Here is an 18286-nt window from a genome sequence, read left to right as displayed (position 1 = left end):
GAGCCGTCCGCCACCGTCCGCCCCATCCGCCCATCACGCAGATTTGGGTTCGTCAGACCGAGCGGGTCAGTCCGCCGTCCACACGAATGTTCTGTCCCGTGATGTAGCCAGCGCCGTCGGACGCGAGGAAGGCCACCGTCGCGGCGATCTCCTCCGACTTGCCGTAGCGCTGCATCGGCACGCTCTCACGGCGCGTCTCCTGCTGCGGCAGACTGTCGATCCAGCCCGGCAGAATGTTGTTCATGCGGACGTTGTCCTTCGCATATTGGTCGGCGAAGAGCTTCGTGAACGAGGCCAGCCCCGCGCGGAATACGGCCGACGTCGGGAACATCTCGCTGGGCTCGAACGCCCATGCCGTGGAGATGTTGATGATCGTGCCCGCGCCTTGTTTTTGCATGATCGGCGTGACGAGCCGGGTCGGGCGGATCACGTTCATCAGGTACGTGTCCATGCCGCGATGCCAGTCTTCATCGCTAATGTCGAGGATCGCGGCGCGCGGGCCGTGCCCGGCACTGTTGACCAGTACGTCGATACGTCCCCAGCGCTCCACCGCCAGATCCACCAGTTGCTTCAGGGCGTCGTTCGACTGATTCGATCCGGTGACGCCCACACCGCCCAATTCGGCCGCCAGCGCCTCGCCCTTGCCGGACGACGACAGAATGCCGACCTTGAAGCCATCTGCGGCCAGACGTCGAGCTGCCGCAGCGCCCATGCCGCTACCGCCCGCCGTAATCAACGCCACTTTTTCTACTGTCATGCTGATATCCTCCGGATACGCCGGCGCTCACCCCAACGGTGGCCGGATCTCGTCAAACGTGTGCAACAGCGTAACATCGCGACACCGACTCGACGAATCAGATTTCGACTGCTAATGCAGTAGAAAAACTACACCGTGGCGCTATGACTGACATTCCTGGCCGACTCCCGTCGCTGAACGCCCTTCGCGCTTTCGAGGCGGCCAGCCGGCATCTCAATTTCCGGCTGGCTGCCGAAGAGCTGGGCGTGACACAAGGTGCGGTTGCGCAGCAGGTGCGTGGTCTCGAAGCCGAGTTGGGGATGAAGTTGTTCGAGCGACATCCACGCACGCTGTCACTGACCGAGAACGGGCGGCGCTATGCGGGCGGGGTGCGGCGCGCTTTCGAGATGCTCACGGAGGCAACGCAGGCCTTGCGTCCGGAACCGTTGCGTCTGACGATCAGCGTTACACCGACGTTCGCCTCGAAATGGCTGATTCCACGGCTTCCTGCATTCCTCGAAACCCATCCCGACATCGATCTACGTATCCTCGCGACCGACCGGCTTTCGCACTTTCACAGCGATGCAGTCGATCTCGCCGTGCGCTACGGACGTCCGCCCTTTGGCGGTGGGCTGGTCGTCGAGCCGCTGTTCGAGGAGGTGCAGATTGCGGTGGCGTCGCCGGGCGTCGTCGCTGACTCGGGGCATCCCCGTGAGACGGGCGACCTGCGGGGGCACGCATTGCTGCATGACGCCCATAACGCCTGGCCGCGATTCCTTGAGTTGGCGCTGCCGCAGGCACCGCTGTCAGCGGCCAAGAACGTCAGATTCAATCAAACGGCACTCGCGATCGACGCCGCCGTCGCCGGGCAGGGGCTGGCGCTGGCGCATCGGGATTTCGTAGCGACGGAGATTGCGGCGGGCCGTCTGGTGCGGCTGTTCGACACCGAACTGCGTACCGGTGCCGGCTTCTACATCGTGTATCCACGTCGCGCGCGTCATGCCGGGCAGATCGCGGACGTTCATGAATGGCTTTTGCGGGAAGCACCATCTGCGCGTTAGGATTGCGTTTTACGCAACGACCGCGGAAGGTGCCATGTCGTACCCCGATCTCAATCTGCTTCATGCCCTCGACGTGCTTCTGGAGGAGGGGAGCGTAGTCGGCGCTGCCCGACGCATGCACCTGAGCCCTCCCGCAATGAGCCGCACGCTCAGCCGGATTCGGGAGGCGCTGGGCGATCCGGTATTCGTTCAGGCCGGCCGCAAGCTGGTGCCGACGCCGCGCGCGTTGGCGATGCGCGAGCAGGTCCGTCTCGCGGTCGAACAGGCGACGCAGGTGCTGGCGCCGGGGGCGAGCGTTGACCTGGGAGCGCTGGAGCGGCGCTTCAATGTGCGGGCGAACGACATCTTCGTCGGCCTGCACTCGGGACGATTGCTCGAAGCGATGGCCGAGGAAATGCCGCGTGCCATGCTGCGCTTCGCGCCGGAAGAGGACGATGTCGACGACGAGGCGTTGCGTAGCGGACGGATCGATCTTTTCATCAGCGCGTCGCGCAAGCTGGGGCCCGAGATTCGCGTGCAATCGCTCTTTACGACGAGCTTCGTGGGCATTGCACGTCAGGATCATCCGATTTTCGACGAAGACATTACGCCGGAGCGGATCACGCGATGGGGGCACATCGGGGTATCGAGGCGTGGCAAGTTCGCCGGGCCGATCGATAGTGCGCTGGAAGATGTCGGGCTCAGACGTCACGTGGCGCTGGTCGTGCCCACGCCGTCCACCGCGCTTTTTGCCTTGCAGAACAGCGACTTGCTGCTCGCACTTCCTTCGCATCTGGCAGAAAGCGCCGTGGCCGCGGGGATGCGTCTGCGTCAGTTCGACTTTCCGGTGCCGCTGGAGACGGTCGTGCTGACACAGGCATGGCACCCGCGTTTTCAGGCCGATCCGGCGCATCAGTGGTTGCGTCGCACGATCCGGCATATCTGCGAAGCCTATTAGCCTCTTCAAGCAGACGAAATCTTCGAATCGATGCGTGTGACGCAATCGTTGATTCCAATCAAGTCACTATTCGCATCTATGCCCCCGACCCTACAGTGATGAGCATCGTCACTGTCTTCAAGGGTCATCGTGTCACCCACGCCTGCTTCGGCAACTTCTCCCAACGCATTTCGCGAGATGTGGTCGCACCGGCTTCTCGCGGGTCTTGCGCGGTTGGACATCACATCCCCGCGTGCCACGTACGTCATCCGGTCGATCGTCGCGGCCTGGCTGGCGCTTTGCGTTGCCTATCTTCTCGAACTGGAAATGCCGTTCTCGGCGGCGACGACGGTATTGCTGGTCGTCAATCCGGTTCAGGGTGCCGTGATCGGCAAGGGCGCGTGGCGGGTGCTCGGCACGCTCGTGGGTATCGTCGCATCCTTTGTGCTGATGTCGGCCTTCGCCGAGATGCCGTGGCTCTTCGTGCTTGGGTTCGCGACCTGGCTCGGCGTGTGCGTTGCGGGCATGACGATGCTGCGGCACTTTCGCGCATCGGGTGTCGTGGTGGCCGGATATACGGTGGGTCTCGCTACGTTCGGTGCGCTGACGCATCCTCATCTCGCTTTCGAGCATGTCATCGGTCGCGGCTCGACCGTCATGGTCGGCGTGATTTGCCTGTCGCTCGTCACCGCGCTGTTCAGCCGACGCGGCATGCGCAGCAAGCTCGACGCGATGCTCTCGCGGCTGGCGGTGCGAGCGGCACAGACGATCGCCGCTGATAACGGGGAGGGGGGCGCGGCAGCGCGCGCTGGAACCGATGATCTGCGGCGTCAACTGATCGCCGAGATTTACGGTGTCGACGATTTGTTGGCTGTCGGCAAGGCCGAATCGGTGGATCTGGCGCACCGTGCTCACACCGTGCGGCATGCGATGGCGTCGCTGTTTGCTGCACTGACCGCAGCATCGGCAAGCGACATGTCGCGGCGTGCGCCGTCGGCATTGCGGACCATGCTGACGCATGCGTGGCAAGACGCAGCGCAAGCCGTCGGTGCGGGGCCTGAAGGGCTTGAACGTGCGGCGGATTGTCTGCGCGAGGCCCGCGCAAAGCTTCGCCGCGCGATGGCCGACGTTGCATCAATATCCCCTGAGACGCTCATTGCCTTTGATCGCCTGATCGAGCAGATCGACGACTATCTGGCGGCGCTCGATGGTCTCGCGTCTTTGCATCGTCCGCGTCCCGCGGGTGGTGGGGTGACGGTCCGCTTTCATCGTGATCCGCGCGCTGCGTTGCAGAACGGCGTACGGTCGGCGCTGACGCTGTTTGCGGCCGGTGCCGCATGGATTGTCACGGGCTGGCCGCACGGGGACATGATGCTGCTGATCGTTGCGCCGTATTGTGCGTTGCTGGCAGCCGCGCCAAATCCAGCTGCCGGCGCGTGGCAGTTCGTTAAGGGCACGCTGTTCGCGGTGCCCGTCGCCTTTGTGTGCGCGTTCTACGTATTGCCGCACATCGAGGGGCTGCCGTTACTGCTCGTTGTGCTTGGGATGTTCTGGCTGCCGGGCATTTATGCGACGACATTGCCGAAGCATGGTTTGGCAGCGCTTGCGTATCTCGTGGGCTTCAATACGCTCACAGCGGCCGATAACCCGATGCACTACGACGTGCCGTTGTTCCTTAACTGGTCACTCGCCTGGATTGCCGGAACGCTGCTCGCGTGGCTGGGATTTCGTGTGTTGTTGCCGCGCGTCTTGCCGAAGGATATTGCGCGATTGCAAGAGCGGATCCGTGACGAAGCACTGCGTACGCTGTGGGGCGCGGCGTCATCGATCTCGACGCATTCGGCGGGGACGGGGGGTGACGTCAGAGGGCGGCTGTCGTCGGCGCGTACTTCAGCCCGTGCTTCAGCCCGCGTATGGCAGTGGCGTCAGCAGCATCGCATCGCGCAACTGGGTGCCTTCCGCAAGGCGCAGCCGGAGGCCATGCGTCGCGATGTCGACGACGCGCTCGCCAGTCTCCATCTCGGTCGTGAGGCTTGGCGCCTGCGGGTGTGGATGCTGCGTGATGGAGGCGAGGACGGCAATGAGCGGCACGCCGAACCGGCACGAATGCTCGCCTCCCGCGAGGTGGTGGCAACGGCGTTGGCGCGGATGTCACGACGCACCCGCGCCGGGCGACCTGCATTGGCCGCGCGCCATGCGCGTTACGCGGCGCGGCGGTTGGCGATCCTGCAAGCGTCGCTTCCGCTCGCTACGGATCAATCCTTGCCGTTGGCGCGTCTCGTCGCGGCGCTCACCGATATCGCTGAGCTGCTCGACGCTCACGCAGCGTACTTCGCATCTCCTCCGACAGGCCGCACTCATGCGCAATGAATCCGTCATGGTGCTCATCCTGCCCACGCATCTCGTCGAACACTTCGACGGCCGACCGGTGGGCTTCGCACAACCCTTGCTCAATCGTTCTCATGCTCACTGAAGTGGCTGTCGCCGGCATCTATCTGCCGCCGTTTTTCGTCTATGCCTGCATCGCGTTGCCGGTGTTTCTCGGGGTTCGCTTCGTCATAACGCGTGCGGGCGTGATGCGCCACGTCTGGCATCCGGCGCTCTTCGAGTTCGCCCTCTCTCTTTGTCTGGTTTCCGTGTTGGTGCTTTATGTCTGATCGAATGATGTGGTTTCGTCCCGTCGCCAAGGCCGTGGGTACGCTCGCCGCGGTCGCAATCGCCGTGGCGCTCGTGGTGGCGCTTTGGCGCGCCTATGTGGTGGCTCCCTGGACCCGCGACGGGCGAGTCAGTGCGGAAGTCGTGCACATCGCCCCGGAAGTGTCCGGCACGGTGCTTGAGGTGGCCGTCGCCGACAACCAGCTGGTCAAGCGCGGCGACGTGTTGTACCGGATCGACCCTGAGCGCTTTCGTTATGCCGTGGCGCAGGCTGAAGCGCAATTGAGCGCGGCAAGCGCATCGCTGCAACAGAAAACGCAGGACGCGAAGCGTCGGCGCGGCATGGACGATCTCGTGCCCGGCGAAGACATTCAGCGCGCGAATCAGGCGGTTGCCATCGCGCAGGCCGAACAGCGTCGTGCACAGGTGGCGCTCGATGTTGCGCGTCTGGATCTGGCACGCACCGAGTTGCGGGCCCCCGCAGATGGGTATGTCACACATTTGCGTTTGCGTCCCGGCGATTACGCGGTGGCGGGGCGCGGCAACGTCGCGCTGATCGACGCGCATCGCTTCTGGGTCACGGGCTACTTCGAAGAGACGAAGTTGCACGGGATTCGCACGGGCGCACCGGCACGCATTCGGCTCATGGGCTTCAACGACATGCTTGAGGGGCACGTCGCAGGCATCGGTCGGGGGATCACTGACGTCAACGAGCATGCCGACGCACAAGGTTTGCCCAGCGTCGAGCCGACTTTCAGCTGGATACGGCTGGCGCAGCGTGTCCCTGTGCGGATCGAAATCGATCGGGTGCCGGTGGGCGTAGTGCTTGCCGCCGGCATGACTTGCAGCGTCGACGTTGGGCGCGCCGATGCCGGGGCAACTCCGAAAGGGCGCCTCGCCAGTTTGCTGATGCGATGGATGTGACGCCATGAACATCGCATTGATTTCGCATCGCACGTTGCGTACACGGATGTCGAGGGTACCCGCATGCCTCGTACTCGCGGGCGTGCTGACGACGGCCGCTTGCACAACCCTCGGGCCGGACTACCATGCGCCGCTCACGGACGTCCCGGCGCAGTGGCACGACGCGCGCGACAGCTTCGACACGAGTCGCGCGTCCGATGGCGCACGTCTGCGCGACTGGTGGCGAGCGTTTGGCGATGCGACGCTCGACCGGCTGGTCGATCTGGCGCTGGCCAATAACCGCGATCTGGGGATAGCACAGGCGCGTCTGGTTCAAGCGCGTGCCGAGCGTATGCGTATCGCCGCAGATCTCGGACCGACGGTGGCTGCGGGTGGCACGGCACAGGCGTTGCGATCGAGCAAGCGTCTCGACTGGCCGCCGGGTGTGGGCCAATCGCGGACGTGGCAAATGGGATTCGACGCCAGTTGGGAACTGGATGTCTTCGGAGGTACGCGTCGTGCGGTGGAGTCTGCCGACGCGCGTGTCGAGGCGGTGGCGTTCGATCGCGACGCGGTTCGCGTGAGCCTGCTCGCAGAACTCGCGGCTGATTACGCCACACTGCGTACGACGCAGGTACGGTTGAGCATCGCGCAAGACAACATCCGCACGTTGCTCGAAGGCGAGCGTCTCGCGCAGCGGGCGTTCGCGCAAGGGCTGGGCACGTCAGCCGAAGTGGCGCAGGCGCGTGCCGAACGGGAACTTGCGCAGGCGCAGCCGCCTCGGTTGCAGGCTGAAGTCGAGCGCTTGAGTCATGCAATCGGCGTACTGACGGGCGGCTTTCCTGCGCAATGGCGTGATGTGCTCGCCACGCCGTCACAGGCGTTGCCCACGATGCCTGCGTTGCCGCTGACGATGCCGTCCGAGGTCATTCGGCAGCGTCCCGACGTGCGTGCCGCCGAGCGCCGGTTTGCGGCGGCGACCGCCCAGATCGGCGTGGCCGAAGCCGAACGCTTCCCGCACTTCAGCATTCCGCTGAGCCTTGGGACTACGGCCAGTCTGATCCGGGACCTGTTCTCCGGCGCGAGCGTTGCGTGGTCTGCGGCGCTGATCGGCAGTCAAACGCTATACGACGGCGGTCGTGCGAAGGCGGGTGTCACGGCTGCGCAGGCGGAAACGGACGCGGCACGGCTTGCCTACGAACGCGATGTGCGGTTGGCGTTACGCGATGTCGAGGACGCGTTGTCCGGATTGCATAGCGAGCGTCAACGGCAGATCGCGCTGCGTGCGGCGGTCGACGACAGCCGGCAGGCGCTGGCCCGCACGACACGTCTCTACCAACACGGCCTGAGCGGCTATCTGCCGGTACTCGTCGCCCAGCGTGCTGCCAATCGCGCCCGCGATGCGCTCGCCGATAGTCAGGGCGCCGAGGTGCTGAGCGCCATTGCGCTTTACAAGGCACTCGGTGCCGGTTGGCAGCAGGACACGTCGACAGGGCAGGCGACTGCCCGTCAGCGCGTTGACGGCGAGGCCGGTTAATGGCGCTCGATCGACGCGTTGTGTTTCTCTTTTCTTCGGGTTTTTCTCACGGCTCAAGGAGCGAATTCCATGCCACTCGATCCCAATCTGTTCTCGATTCACGATATCCGCGAACTCCCGTTCGTCACCTTCAATCAGGAGGCCGCCGAGCCGGGCTACGCCCGCGACTGGGAGGCGGAGATGGTGGCGCTCGTGAAGCATGGCGCGCCGTTCGTGGTGGTCTACGACCAGTTGACGCGTGACGAGACTCACGAGGACCGCAAGCAGCGTGCCGTCTGGCTCAAGCACAACAAGTCCGCGTTGGCGGCGGTCTGCAAGGCGCTGGTGAGTATCGAGCCGGACGAGACGCGACGTGCGGCCGTCCGCACAATGGGGGAGGCCGCAGTGAAGGCGTTCGGCATTCCGCATGAAGCGGTGGCGACGCGTGAAGAAGCGGAAGCGCTCGTCGAGCGGCTGACGACGAGCGCAGGTTGAGTCAGGTCGCAGCGCTCGCCGCGATGCGGAAGGCGCGTCGGTAATGCGGTGCGTCTCAATGAGGCAGGCGTTGCGTGAAGCCATGCCGTTTGGCGGCGAACGCTACCCCCCACGCCGCTAACGCCAGCCACGTGAGCACATGCGGCAGCGCGGCGGCACCCCAAGTCGACAGCACGGCGCCTCCGAGTACGCCACTCGCGGCGAACGACAGATTGAAGACGGTCACGAGCATCGATTGCGCCACGTTCTCATGCTCGCCCGCGGCATTCCCGAGCGCTGTCTGGAGGATCGTCGGCGCGCCGCTGAAACTCAGTCCCCAAAGCACTGCGCCGACGGCGAGCACCGCCCATGACGCTGGCCAGATCCCGAAGGCCACGATCACGGCCGCGAAGGTGGCCAATGCCGTCAGCGCGAGCCTGCGCAACCAGCGATCCACCCAAAGTCCGATCCCCCAGAGTCCGATGAGCGTCGAGATGCCGAACGCCGACAGGATCGTAGCGAGACGTCCGCTCATACCGGAGGACGCGAGGAACGGTGCGACGTACGTGTACAGCGTGTAGTGCGCGACGACCCACAACATGACCACCGCAAGCACCGGACGCACGCCCGGCATGCGGAGTACGTCGATGACGGAAGCGCGAGCGGGGGATCCATGGTGGGTGCCGTTGCTTGCAGTGCTTGCGATGGTGACGTTCGGCACGATCAGCAACATCCAGCCCACGAGCGTGAGCGCGAACGCCGACAAGCCGCCGAACACCGAGCGCCAACCGATCAGTTGACCAAGCGTGGTCGCCGCCGGCACGCCGATGGCAAGCGCCAGCGGAATCCCCAGCATGGCGAAGGCGAGGGCACGTCCCTGACGTTCGGGACTCACGAGACGCCGCGCGTAGGTCGCGATCTCGCTCCATGCCACGCCGGTGGCCAGACCGACCACGAAGCGGGCGGCGAGCGTCAAGGTGAAGTCCGATGAGAGCGCCGTGACGGCATTGCACAAGGCGAAGCCGAGCAGCGCAACGACAAGCACCGTCCGGCGCGACCAGCGATGCATCAGCACGGTCAGCGGCACGGCCCCGAGACCTGCGCCCAACGCGCAGAGCGTGACCATCTGGCCCGCCCAGGATTCGGAGATGTGAAAACCGTCGGCGAGCTGCGGCAGCAGCCCGGCCGGGACCGTCTCGTTGGCCGCCGCTACGAAGGTCGCGAGCATCAACGCGGTCAGCGAGGCCCAGGGGGTGGCGTCGGCACGAGGCGCGACGGCAGTCGGGGGTGTGGGAGAACTGGGGGAAGTCGAAGAAGCAGACATGGTCGATCGTCGAGCGTAAATGTCCCGAGGGGGACGATGCCGGGTAGTCTGCCGATTCGGCTTGCTTTTGATAATCTGTCAATAGTTTGAATGACTTTCAAATGCAGATAGAAAATGGCGACTGATCAACTGGGTGACATGCGCTTGTTCGCGACGGCGGCGACGCTCGGCAGTCTTTCTGCGGCGGGGCGCAAGCTGGGGCTCTCGCCCGCGGCGGCGAGCGCCCGGCTGGCGAAGCTGGAGGCGTCGTTGCAGACGCGGCTGTTCGTACGCACCACGCGTCAGTTGCGCTTGACGGACGAAGGGCGCGTCTACCTTTCGCACTGTCTCGTCGCGTTGCAGGCCATCGACGACGGCGAAGCGGCGCTTCAAGCCGGGTGCGCAGCAATTCGCGGCAAGATCCGGTTGTCGGCGTCGACCGATTTCGGGGCGCACAAGCTTTCCCCCTGGCTTGACGAATTCGTGGCGCGGTATCCGGACATCCGGCTATCGCTGACGCTGACCGACTCGATCTCCAATCTCGTGCAGGACGACGTCGATCTCGCGATCCGCTTCAGCGAACCGGCGGATGGCACGCTCGTGGCGCGTCGTCTCGCACCGATGTGCCGCGTGCTGTGTGCGTCGCCGGAATATCTGGCGCGTCATGGCGAACCGCAGACCCCTGAGGCGTTGTCGGCCCATCGGTTCATCGTGCTGGTTACGTCTTCCGGGCCGCTCAACGAGTTTCATTTCCGCAAGGACGAAGCGACCTGGCAGTTCACCGTGCCGATGGCGCAAGCCTGGGAGACGAACGACGGCACGATAGCGCGCCGCTGGGCGCTCGACGGACGAGGTATCGTCCGAAAGACGCTGTGGGACGCCGCCGACGATGTTCGGGCCGGACGGTTGAAGATTCTTCTGCCGGATTTCATCGCCACAGAGGCAGGCGTGTATGCCGTGCGGCATCGTACGCGCTACATGGTGCCGCGTGTACGTGCACTGCTCGATTTTCTAATCGAGCGTTTCGAGCAGGAGGCCGTGACCTTGCCCGAGGCGTGCGCGCACTGAAGGCAGATCGGTCGACGCGAACCGTCGTCCGGGACGGCAGGTGCCGTTACTTGTCGGACGTGACTTCATGTCATGATACGGCATGGCCCAGATCCCGCTCTTCCCGCTCGGCAACGCCTTGTTTCCCGCTGGGGTGTTGCACTTGCGCATCTTCGAGGTGCGCTATCTCGACATGATCAAACGATGTCTCGCCGATGGCACGGAGTTCGGTGTCGTCGTGTTGCGACAGGGCAGCGAGGTGCGCCTGCCCGACAGCGTGGAGGAGCCTGCGATGATCGGCACCATGGCGCGCATCGATGACTGGCGCGCGCCGATGCCGGCGTTGCTCGAACTGGTCTGCCGAGGCACGACGAAGTTCCGGCTGTCTTCCGTCGAGCTTGGGAAATACGGCTTGTGGATGGGGGAGGCGGACCTGCTGCCTGACGATGCCAACGTCGCCATTCCCGACACCCTGCAAGTCAGTGCGGATACCCTGGGCAAGCTGATCGCGGGGTTGCAGCGCGATCCGGCGCGCGCTGCGAAGCTGCCACTTGCGCCGCCTTACCGTCTCGACGAGTGTGGCTGGGTGGCCGATCGCTGGGCGGAATTGCTGCCGCTGCCTGCCCACGAGAAAGAGACGCTGCTGGGCATCGACGACCCGGTCGCGCGGCTGGCGCGCATACAGGCGTTTCTCACGGATCACGGCGTGTTGTCCTGAACCTTCGCCGGTCGGTCGACATGCACGGATATGTCGATGTGCTGCGGCGATTTGCCTGCCTCCTCGCCGAACAGGCGATAATGTCGCCTGCTACGAATTCCCATGCCGTCGCCGGGCGCGACGGCGTCGTTACACAAATCCATGACAGTCCAGATCAACGAAGAACTCAAGGCGTACATCGACCCCCTCACGCCTGACGAATACGGGGCGCTCGAACAAAGCCTGCTCGCCGAAGGTTGCCGCGACGCGCTCGTCCTGTGGGGCGATGTGCTGGTCGACGGCCACAACCGTTACGAAATCTGCCGCAAGCACGACATCGAATTCCGCACGGTGCAAAACCCGTCGTTCAAGTCGATGGACGACGTGCATCTGTGGATGATCGACAACCATCTGGGTCGCCGCAGCGTCTCTGACTACCAGCGCGGCGTGCTGGCGTTGCGCAAGAAGACGATTCTCGAAGCGCGCGAGACGCCGGAGGCGCCGGCGCAAGCGGCCGCCGCGACGCCGGTGGCGGATGAGGTGTCGGCGGGGGAAGGCACGAAGTCGTCGATTCCTGCGCACACGATGGCGCTCACGCGGGCCGCCTTGGCCCGCGCGGCGCGTCTGTCGAGCAACACGCTGGGGCAGATCGAGCAGATTCACAATGCAGCGGCGCCCGAACTCGTGGACGCGGTCAAGCGCGGCGAGGTGTCGATCAACGCGGCAGCGGCTGTGTCGACGCTGCCACAGGCGGCGCAGGTCGCGGCCGTGGTCGCGGGCAAGCAGGAGCTACGTGAGCTGGCCCGCTCGGTGCGTGAGGCGCGCCCGGTCAAGCCGCGCAAGAAGAAGGAAGACGAGGTTGCCGAGGAAGATGACGGCACGCCGCCGTGGGATACGAGCGCCGATCCGTCCGACGAGTTGACCCGTCTGTCGAGCGAGCTCAAGGCCATGACCGCGGAGCGCGATGCGCTCAAGAAGAAGGTCGCGCATCTGACCATCGCATTGGCCGAAGCGCGGGCGGGGAAGTAAGCGGCGAAGGGCGCCGCTAGACGGGCCGTAAAGCGGGCTGAAAAGCGAGCCATAAAGTGGACGACAAGGCGGACGATAAAGTGAGTGAAGAAGTCCGCCGTGGGGAAGGGGCGGGGCGTCGCCCCTGCACGCTGCGCGTTGTTCTCAGCCCCCTATCGTCTTCTCTGATAGAACCCCTTCGCGACGAGCGAAACCCTGCGATTTTGGATCCATAATCGTATACTGGATCCAGTTATTGATGATTGGATCCAGAATCGCAATGTGGGTAAAAACTATGCTCTAATCGCGCCATATGCGAACCCCCGGACCCCAAGCACTTCATCAGGCCATCCGCGACACGCTTCGAGACGAGATCTTGAGTGGCGTGCTCCCGGGTGGATTTCAATTGCGTCAGGAAGCGCTCGCCGAGCGTTTCAATTCGAGCCGCGTGCCCGTTCGGGAAGCGCTACGTCAACTGGAAGCGGAGGGGCTGGTCACGCACCATCTGAACCGTGGTGCGACGGTGGCGAGCATGAATCTCGAACAGTTATGCGACATGCTCGACATTCGGGTGGCGCTGGAATGCCACGCGGCCAGACTGGCCGTGCCGAACATGGCAGAGCGCGATTTTCAGGCGATGGAGCAAATTCTCGCCAATTACTCGGCGTCGGAAGTCGTCTCCGAGTGGGCCGAGTACAACCGACGTTTCCATCTGGCGCTTTCGGCGCCTGCGAACAATCGTCGTCTGCGGATGTTGATCGAAGAGTATTGTCTGAACACCGACCGTTACTCGCATCTAGCGATGTCGCAGGCGACCGGCAAGGTGAAGCCGCAGCACGATCACTACGAGATCCTGGCGGCATGCCGGCGACGTGACGTGGCCACCGTGGTGTCGATGCTCGAAGCGCATATCCTCACGACCCGCAACGAAATCAAGGCGATGGCTCGCGAAGACCTCAGCTTCCTGTCGCGCGCGGCGTTCTGAATCGGGGTGCGCCGGGATTCTCGCGATTCCCGGCGGTGTGGTGCTAAAGCGGGGCATGAATCACAAGATTGCGCCTCGTCACCCTTGTGACTCGGGTTTGCGTTTCGGCACGTAATTACCCCACAGCTTTTCCCCGTCGACGGTTTCGGTCTTGAATTCCGGACCGGTGTCCGTCATCACCATTTCTTCCTTTTTGTACGCCTGCCACGGCGGCGGCACTTGCTGGCGATTCATCCAGAAGTGGACGTTTTTCTGCACACGGGGATCGTCCTTGTTGCGGTAGAGCCAGCGCAGCTCCGCGCCGGTGAACGAGCGGTTTTTCGTCTCGCCCGGCGCGAGATTGTCGCTGGACCCGGACGGCACGTCGACGGAGAAGTTCTTGTTGACGACGGCGTCGATGTCCAGTGAGTCGAGCACGAAGTGCACATGTTTGTCGGCCACGCGCGTTGCCCACTCCAGCCCGCCTTTGACTTTTCGACGAATGGCGCTGTTGTCCTGTCCGCCGACGGCATTCGAGTACTTCTCATGCGTGAGGAGCGTCTCCCGGAAGGACTGCTCTTCGTCTGCCGGCATCTTCGGCGCGAGGGACTGTTCTTCCTTCAGGATACGGAAATCGTCGATCCGGCACGGCGTCATGCGGGCCCGAAACCGGTAGTCGATGTAGTGCTTGCGCCCGATCCCGCCGTCCAGGCCTTTTTCGACGCCATACACGAGATCGCCCTTCTGAAAATTTCGATTGGGAAAGGGCGTTGCGTCGGCTGATGCGCTGACTTCGCCTGTCGTCGCTCTCGGCGCCGGACGTTGCGCCAGTGATGACAGGGCGGGAGATACGGCGTGCGTCGTGGGCGCTGATACTGTCCCGGCGGCGGCTGGTGCGTTCTGTGATGCTGCGCTGGAACGTTGGGAAATGGCGGATGGGGCGGAGGGGGAGGCGTCGGCAGCGGGATAGCTGCCGCTTCGGGCTGAGATCTTGGCGTTTGACATGAGGTGACCGTAGCGTTGTCTGATGGACGCATCGAGTATTAACCGACGAGGCGCCCTCGTGCGGCACCGACGCGAAGTCATGTCGTGTCTCGGGAAGTACCGGGAGAAGTGCCGAGGGACGTGCCGAAGGAAGGCAACGCTAAGGCTGAAAGTCGACGCTGTGCGAGAATAGCGCATTGCCGGTTTCGGCCAATTGCGCGGTGAGTGGCGAGTCCCGGAAGATGTCGGGATATGCGGCGCGCCGCGGCTTTTCGTCAACGTTTCATGAATCGAGATTTACCTGCGACCGACGAGGCTTACATGGGGCTGGCGCTTGAGCAGGCGCGCGCTGCCATGGCGCAGGCGGAAGTGCCTGTGGGTGCGGTCGTCGTCTGCGACGGGCAGGTCGTGGCGGTCGGACATAACTGTCCGGTGAGTGGCCACGATCCGTCGGCACACGCCGAAATGCAGGCCCTGCGCGCGGCGGCAAAGGCATTGGGCAACTATCGTCTTCCCGACTGCGAACTGTATGTGACGCTGGAGCCGTGTGTGATGTGCGCGGGCGCGATCATGCACGCGCGCATCAAGCGTGTCGTGTACGGTGCGGCCGACCCCAAGACCGGCGCTTGCGGCAGCGTGGTCGATCTTTTCGGGGAACCGCGTCTGAATCACCATGCCGAAGTCGTTGGCGGCGTGATGCGCGACGAGTGCGTCGGCATGCTTCAGACTTTTTTCAGTGAGCGGCGCGCAGCAGCCAAGGCGCGTCGCTTGTCGCTGGCTGCGAATGCTGCTGCCGCTACGGCCTCTAATGCCGCTGACGCAGACCTGTCCTCCGTTCCCCCCTCGGAATCTTCCAATTGACGCAGACCAAGCTTGTCGAACTGATCGCCCCTTCGGGCTACGCTCCGTACGCCGACGTTGCCGCGCGTGGCGTCGCAACGCTGGAGAGTCTCGGTTATACCGTGAGCAATCGTGAGGCGTTGGCGCGACGTTATTTGCGCTTTGCCGGCACGGACGACGAACGTGTCGAGGAGATCAACCATCTCGCGCGGCGCGACCATCCGCTGCCGGAAATCGTCCTGGCGATGCGTGGCGGGTATGGGGCGGTGCATCTGCTCGATCGTCTGAATTACGGCGCACTCCATGATCGGCTGTGCAATGCACCGGTCGCGATGGTCGGTCACAGCGACTTCACTGCGATTCAACTGGCGCTGCTGTCGCAGTCGCATGTGATCACGTTTGCCGGACCCATGTTGCTGGCGGATTTCGGCGCCGAGACACTGAGCGATTTCACGGTGGGACAGTTCGAGTCGGTGCTGCACTCGCCGACGCATACGGTTCAGTGGGCGGGCGACGGAGCGAGCGGCGATATCGACGTGTCCGGCACCCTCTGGGGCGGCAATCTGGCGATGGTGTGCAGTCTGATCGGCACCCGCTACCTGCCGCAGATCGACGGTGGGGTGCTGTTCGTCGAAGACGTGAACGAGCCGCCGTACCGGGTCGAGCGCATGTTGTACCAGTTGCATCAATCGGGGATTCTGGCGCGTCAGCGCGCGTTGGTGCTGGGTGACTTCTCGCAGTACCGGGTGAGCGACTACGACAACGGCTACGACATGACGACCATGATCGAGAGCATGCGCCGTGTCATCGGCATTCCGATCGTCACCGCAATGCCGTTCGGCCACTGCCCTGACAAGCTGACCCTGCCCGTTGGTGGACAGGCGAGGTTGCAGACGTCGGGAGCGCAAGTCACCCTCACGCTTACGGGATATCCCTATCTCGGCGCATGAGCGTGGACTGAGCTGCCCTCAAGGGTCGGAAGCGCGTTAAATAGAAGCACGCCTGGGTGAATCCACCGCCCGGCGTGCTTTTTTGTTGCGCTGCAAAAGTGGCTGAATTGCGGGTGTTGAACGCAGCTTGACGGGCGTTTCAAAGAAATTCGCGGCAACCCGGCGATCCGGTGGACATTCGTGTCGACGCGCGGCGGCGGCGATTTGCGCGGGTGTCTGGGGCGTCGGCGCGGGCGGACTATATCGTTAAGCGCAGCCTGAATATCTGAATATGGCTATGTCTCGCCCGACCGTATTTGGCTAAACTGCTTCGATCGTTCCGCCATCAGAAGGATGCCAAGACATCATGGCCAGTCACAGCACCAACGCCAAGGATTACCCCCGCGACCTTATCGGCTACGGCCGCCACGTTCCGTTTGCCGACTGGCCGGGACGTGCGCGCATCGCCGTGCAGTTCGTGCTGAATTACGAAGAAGGTGGGGAGAACTGCGTTCTGCACGGCGATCGTGCGTCCGAGCAATTCCTGTCCGAGATCATTGGCGCCGCCGCTTACGAGGCGCGCCACATGAGCATGGAGTCCATCTACGAGTACGGTTCGCGAGCGGGTGTCTGGCGCATACTTCGCGAATTCGAGCGGCGCGGTTTGCCGCTGACCGTGTTCGGTGTGGCGATGGCCATGCAGCGCCACCCGGAAGTGACGGCAGCGTTTCAGGAGTTGGGGCATGAGATTGCGTGCCACGGCTGGCGCTGGATTCACTATCAGAACATGGACGAGGCGACCGAGCGCGAGCACATGCGCATTGCCATCGACATCTTCAAGGAAATGACGGGCAACGCGCCGCTGGGTTGGTACACCGGCCGGGACAGCCCGAACACGCGTCGTCTCGTGGTCGAACAGGGCGGTTTCGTGTACGACTCCGACAACTATGGCGACGACCTGCCGTTCTGGACGCAGGTGCAGACCAGCAATGGCGACGTGAAACCGCATCTGGTCGTGCCATACACGCTCGATTCCAACGACATGCGATTTGCCGCGCCGCAGGGCTTCAATACGGCGGATCACTTCTTCCATTACCTGCGCGACGCGTTCGACGTGCTGTACGCCGAGGGCGACGAAGCGCCGAAGATGTTGTCGATCGGCATGCACTGCCGTTTGTTGGGGCGCCCGGGCCGTTTCGCGGCGCTTCAGCGTTTCCTCGACCACATTGAGAAACACGATCGCGTGTGGGTGTGCCGACGTATCGACGTAGCGCGCCATTGGCAGGAACGTCACCCATTCGTGGCGGCCTGATCGACAGTTCGTCCGACAGGAACCGCAAACCGTCGACGCTTGGGCAGACGTGCCATGAAGGCACGGTGGCTGAGCTCGACATTGAAATCCGACAGGCGTCATCGGGCTGCGCGTAGCGCGTGGCGGGGCGCCACCTTTGTTCTCCAGGAGAGCAGTGAATGAATGCCCCGTTGCCTATGACCCAACGAACCGTCGCCCAGTTGTCGGCGCTGCCGCGCGCTGAATTCATCGCCGCGCTGGACGGCATTTTCGAGCATTCCCCGTGGGTCGCCGAAGCGGCTTGGGAAGATCGTCCGTTTGCGACCGTCAACGCGCTGCACGACGCCATGTGTCAGGCCGTCATCGATGCTGGCGAAGCCCCGCAACTCGCCCTGATTTGCGCTCACCCGGAACTCGCGGGCAAAGCGGCGGTGCGAGGCGAACTGACGGCCGAGTCGACACGCGAGCAGGCCGGTGCCGGGCTGGACCAGTGCAGCGCGGAAGAGTTTGCGCGCCTGACCGAACTGAACGACGCCTACAAGACGAAGTTCGGCTTCCCGTACATCCTGGCGGTTCGCGGGCACACACGCAGCAGCATCATCGAGAACTTCGCCACGCGTCTGGAAAGCAGCCGGGCGGATGAAATCGAAGAGTGCCTGCGTCAGATTTTCCGTATCGCCGGTTTTCGTTTGCAGGATCTCGTGCGCGACTAAAAGGCTCACGCCGAATTTGACGATTGCGCCGGGTGCCGATGTCACTGGCGCAGTGAAGTATCGAAACCGTTTCAGACAATACCGAGTAACAAGGAGTTGGCATGGCCCTCGCCCCGCAAGACCCGAACGCACCGGAATTCGTGCGCCGTTACGTCAACCTGGCCGATCCGCGTCTGGGTGCACAGGCGCTGGTCGCCAGCGACGAATTCTTTGCGGCCAAAGAGCGCATGCTCAACCCTGAGCCGGCCG

General features: G+C 63.7%; 18 protein-coding genes and 1 pseudogene. 16 read left to right on the top strand and 3 right to left on the bottom strand.

Annotated elements, in window-relative coordinates; all coding sequences use genetic code 11:
* Window positions 1-52: 52 nt before the first annotated feature.
* Complete coding sequence (locus C5N93_RS26015) at window positions 53-757, bottom strand: SDR family oxidoreductase (RefSeq protein WP_069345003.1); 705 nt, start codon at window positions 755-757, stop codon at window positions 53-55.
* A gap of 143 nt (window positions 758-900) precedes the next feature.
* Between C5N93_RS26015 and gcvA the strand changes: the two genes are divergently transcribed.
* The 7 genes from gcvA to C5N93_RS25980 all read left to right on the top strand — a co-directional run bounded on the left by gcvA (window position 901) and on the right by C5N93_RS25980 (window position 8282).
* Window positions 901-1797 (top strand): transcriptional regulator GcvA, encoded by an 897-nt coding sequence (gene gcvA / locus C5N93_RS26010; RefSeq protein WP_242561544.1) that lies wholly within the window; start codon window positions 901-903, stop codon window positions 1795-1797.
* A 34-nt stretch (window positions 1798-1831) separates the two neighbouring features.
* On the top strand, window positions 1832-2734 hold the full coding sequence (locus C5N93_RS26005) for a LysR family transcriptional regulator (RefSeq protein ID WP_242561543.1): 903 nt from the start codon (window positions 1832-1834) through the stop codon (window positions 2732-2734).
* Window positions 2735-2947: 213 nt separating this feature from the next.
* Complete coding sequence (locus C5N93_RS26000) at window positions 2948-5083, top strand: FUSC family protein (protein WP_242561542.1); 2136 nt, start codon at window positions 2948-2950, stop codon at window positions 5081-5083.
* 92 nt (window positions 5084-5175) lie between these two features.
* Window positions 5176-5370 carry a DUF1656 domain-containing protein gene (locus C5N93_RS25995; RefSeq protein WP_242561541.1) on the top strand — a complete coding sequence of 65 codons (195 nt, stop codon included), beginning with the start codon at window positions 5176-5178 and terminating at the stop codon, window positions 5368-5370.
* Between the two features lie 7 nt (window positions 5371-5377).
* Complete coding sequence (locus C5N93_RS25990; protein WP_242561617.1) at window positions 5378-6292, top strand: HlyD family secretion protein; 915 nt, start codon at window positions 5378-5380, stop codon at window positions 6290-6292.
* A 4-nt stretch (window positions 6293-6296) separates the two neighbouring features.
* On the top strand, window positions 6297-7808 hold the full coding sequence (locus C5N93_RS25985; RefSeq protein ID WP_242561540.1) for an efflux transporter outer membrane subunit: 1512 nt from the start codon (window positions 6297-6299) through the stop codon (window positions 7806-7808).
* A gap of 69 nt (window positions 7809-7877) precedes the next feature.
* Window positions 7878-8282, top strand: a complete 405-nt coding sequence (locus C5N93_RS25980; protein WP_242561539.1) for a hypothetical protein — start codon at window positions 7878-7880, stop codon at window positions 8280-8282.
* Between the two features lie 55 nt (window positions 8283-8337).
* Here C5N93_RS25980 and C5N93_RS25975 read toward each other — a convergent pair whose 3' ends face one another.
* The gene (locus C5N93_RS25975) at window positions 8338-9585 is read right to left on the bottom strand and encodes an MFS transporter (RefSeq protein ID WP_242561538.1); all 1248 of its coding nucleotides are present in this window, start codon (window positions 9583-9585) and stop codon (window positions 8338-8340) included.
* Between the two features lie 114 nt (window positions 9586-9699).
* On the opposite strand from C5N93_RS25975, the gene C5N93_RS25970 reads away from it, so the two are divergent.
* The 4 genes from C5N93_RS25970 to C5N93_RS25955 all read left to right on the top strand — a co-directional run bounded on the left by C5N93_RS25970 (window position 9700) and on the right by C5N93_RS25955 (window position 13301).
* Window positions 9700-10632 (top strand): LysR family transcriptional regulator, encoded by a 933-nt coding sequence (locus C5N93_RS25970; RefSeq protein WP_242561537.1) that lies wholly within the window; start codon window positions 9700-9702, stop codon window positions 10630-10632.
* An 82-nt stretch (window positions 10633-10714) separates the two neighbouring features.
* On the top strand, window positions 10715-11329 hold the full coding sequence (locus tag C5N93_RS25965) for an LON peptidase substrate-binding domain-containing protein (RefSeq protein WP_069345011.1): 615 nt from the start codon (window positions 10715-10717) through the stop codon (window positions 11327-11329).
* Between the two features lie 141 nt (window positions 11330-11470).
* Window positions 11471-12337 (top strand): hypothetical protein, encoded by an 867-nt coding sequence (locus tag C5N93_RS25960; RefSeq protein WP_242561536.1) that lies wholly within the window; start codon window positions 11471-11473, stop codon window positions 12335-12337.
* A gap of 292 nt (window positions 12338-12629) precedes the next feature.
* Entirely contained in the window at window positions 12630-13301 is a 672-nt protein-coding gene (locus C5N93_RS25955; protein WP_150723132.1) for a GntR family transcriptional regulator, read from the top strand.
* 78 nt (window positions 13302-13379) lie between these two features.
* Here C5N93_RS25955 and C5N93_RS25950 read toward each other — a convergent pair whose 3' ends face one another.
* Entirely contained in the window at window positions 13380-14012 is a 633-nt protein-coding gene (locus tag C5N93_RS25950) for a hypothetical protein (protein ID WP_242561535.1), read from the bottom strand.
* Window positions 14013-14549: 537 nt separating this feature from the next.
* Here C5N93_RS25950 and tadA point away from each other — a divergent pair.
* From tadA to C5N93_RS25925, 5 genes and pseudogenes are all read left to right on the top strand, one after another.
* Window positions 14550-15125, top strand: coding sequence for a tRNA adenosine(34) deaminase TadA (gene tadA / locus C5N93_RS25945; protein ID WP_277990475.1), 576 nt, complete (start codon window positions 14550-14552; stop codon window positions 15123-15125).
* Complete coding sequence (ldcA, locus tag C5N93_RS25940; protein ID WP_242561534.1) at window positions 15122-16054, top strand: muramoyltetrapeptide carboxypeptidase; 933 nt, start codon at window positions 15122-15124, stop codon at window positions 16052-16054. The genes tadA and ldcA overlap by 4 nt, the downstream gene beginning before the upstream one ends.
* Window positions 16055-16400: 346 nt before the next feature.
* Window positions 16401-17345: an allantoinase PuuE gene (puuE, locus tag C5N93_RS25935; protein ID WP_242561533.1), complete on the top strand. Its 945-nt coding sequence runs from the start codon at window positions 16401-16403 to the stop codon at window positions 17343-17345.
* A gap of 170 nt (window positions 17346-17515) precedes the next feature.
* Entirely contained in the window at window positions 17516-18037 is a 522-nt protein-coding gene (gene uraD, locus C5N93_RS25930) for a 2-oxo-4-hydroxy-4-carboxy-5-ureidoimidazoline decarboxylase (protein ID WP_242561614.1), read from the top strand.
* 101 nt (window positions 18038-18138) lie between these two features.
* A pseudogene (locus C5N93_RS25925) lies at window positions 18139-18286 on the top strand (allantoicase); the annotation flags it as partial.

Source organism: Pandoraea sp. LA3 (assembly GCF_022696215.1).
Classification (GTDB): domain Bacteria; phylum Pseudomonadota; class Gammaproteobacteria; order Burkholderiales; family Burkholderiaceae; genus Pandoraea; species Pandoraea capi.
The sequence above is the reverse complement of the archived record's forward strand: the minus strand, read 5'-3'. Positions and strand labels throughout refer to the sequence as shown.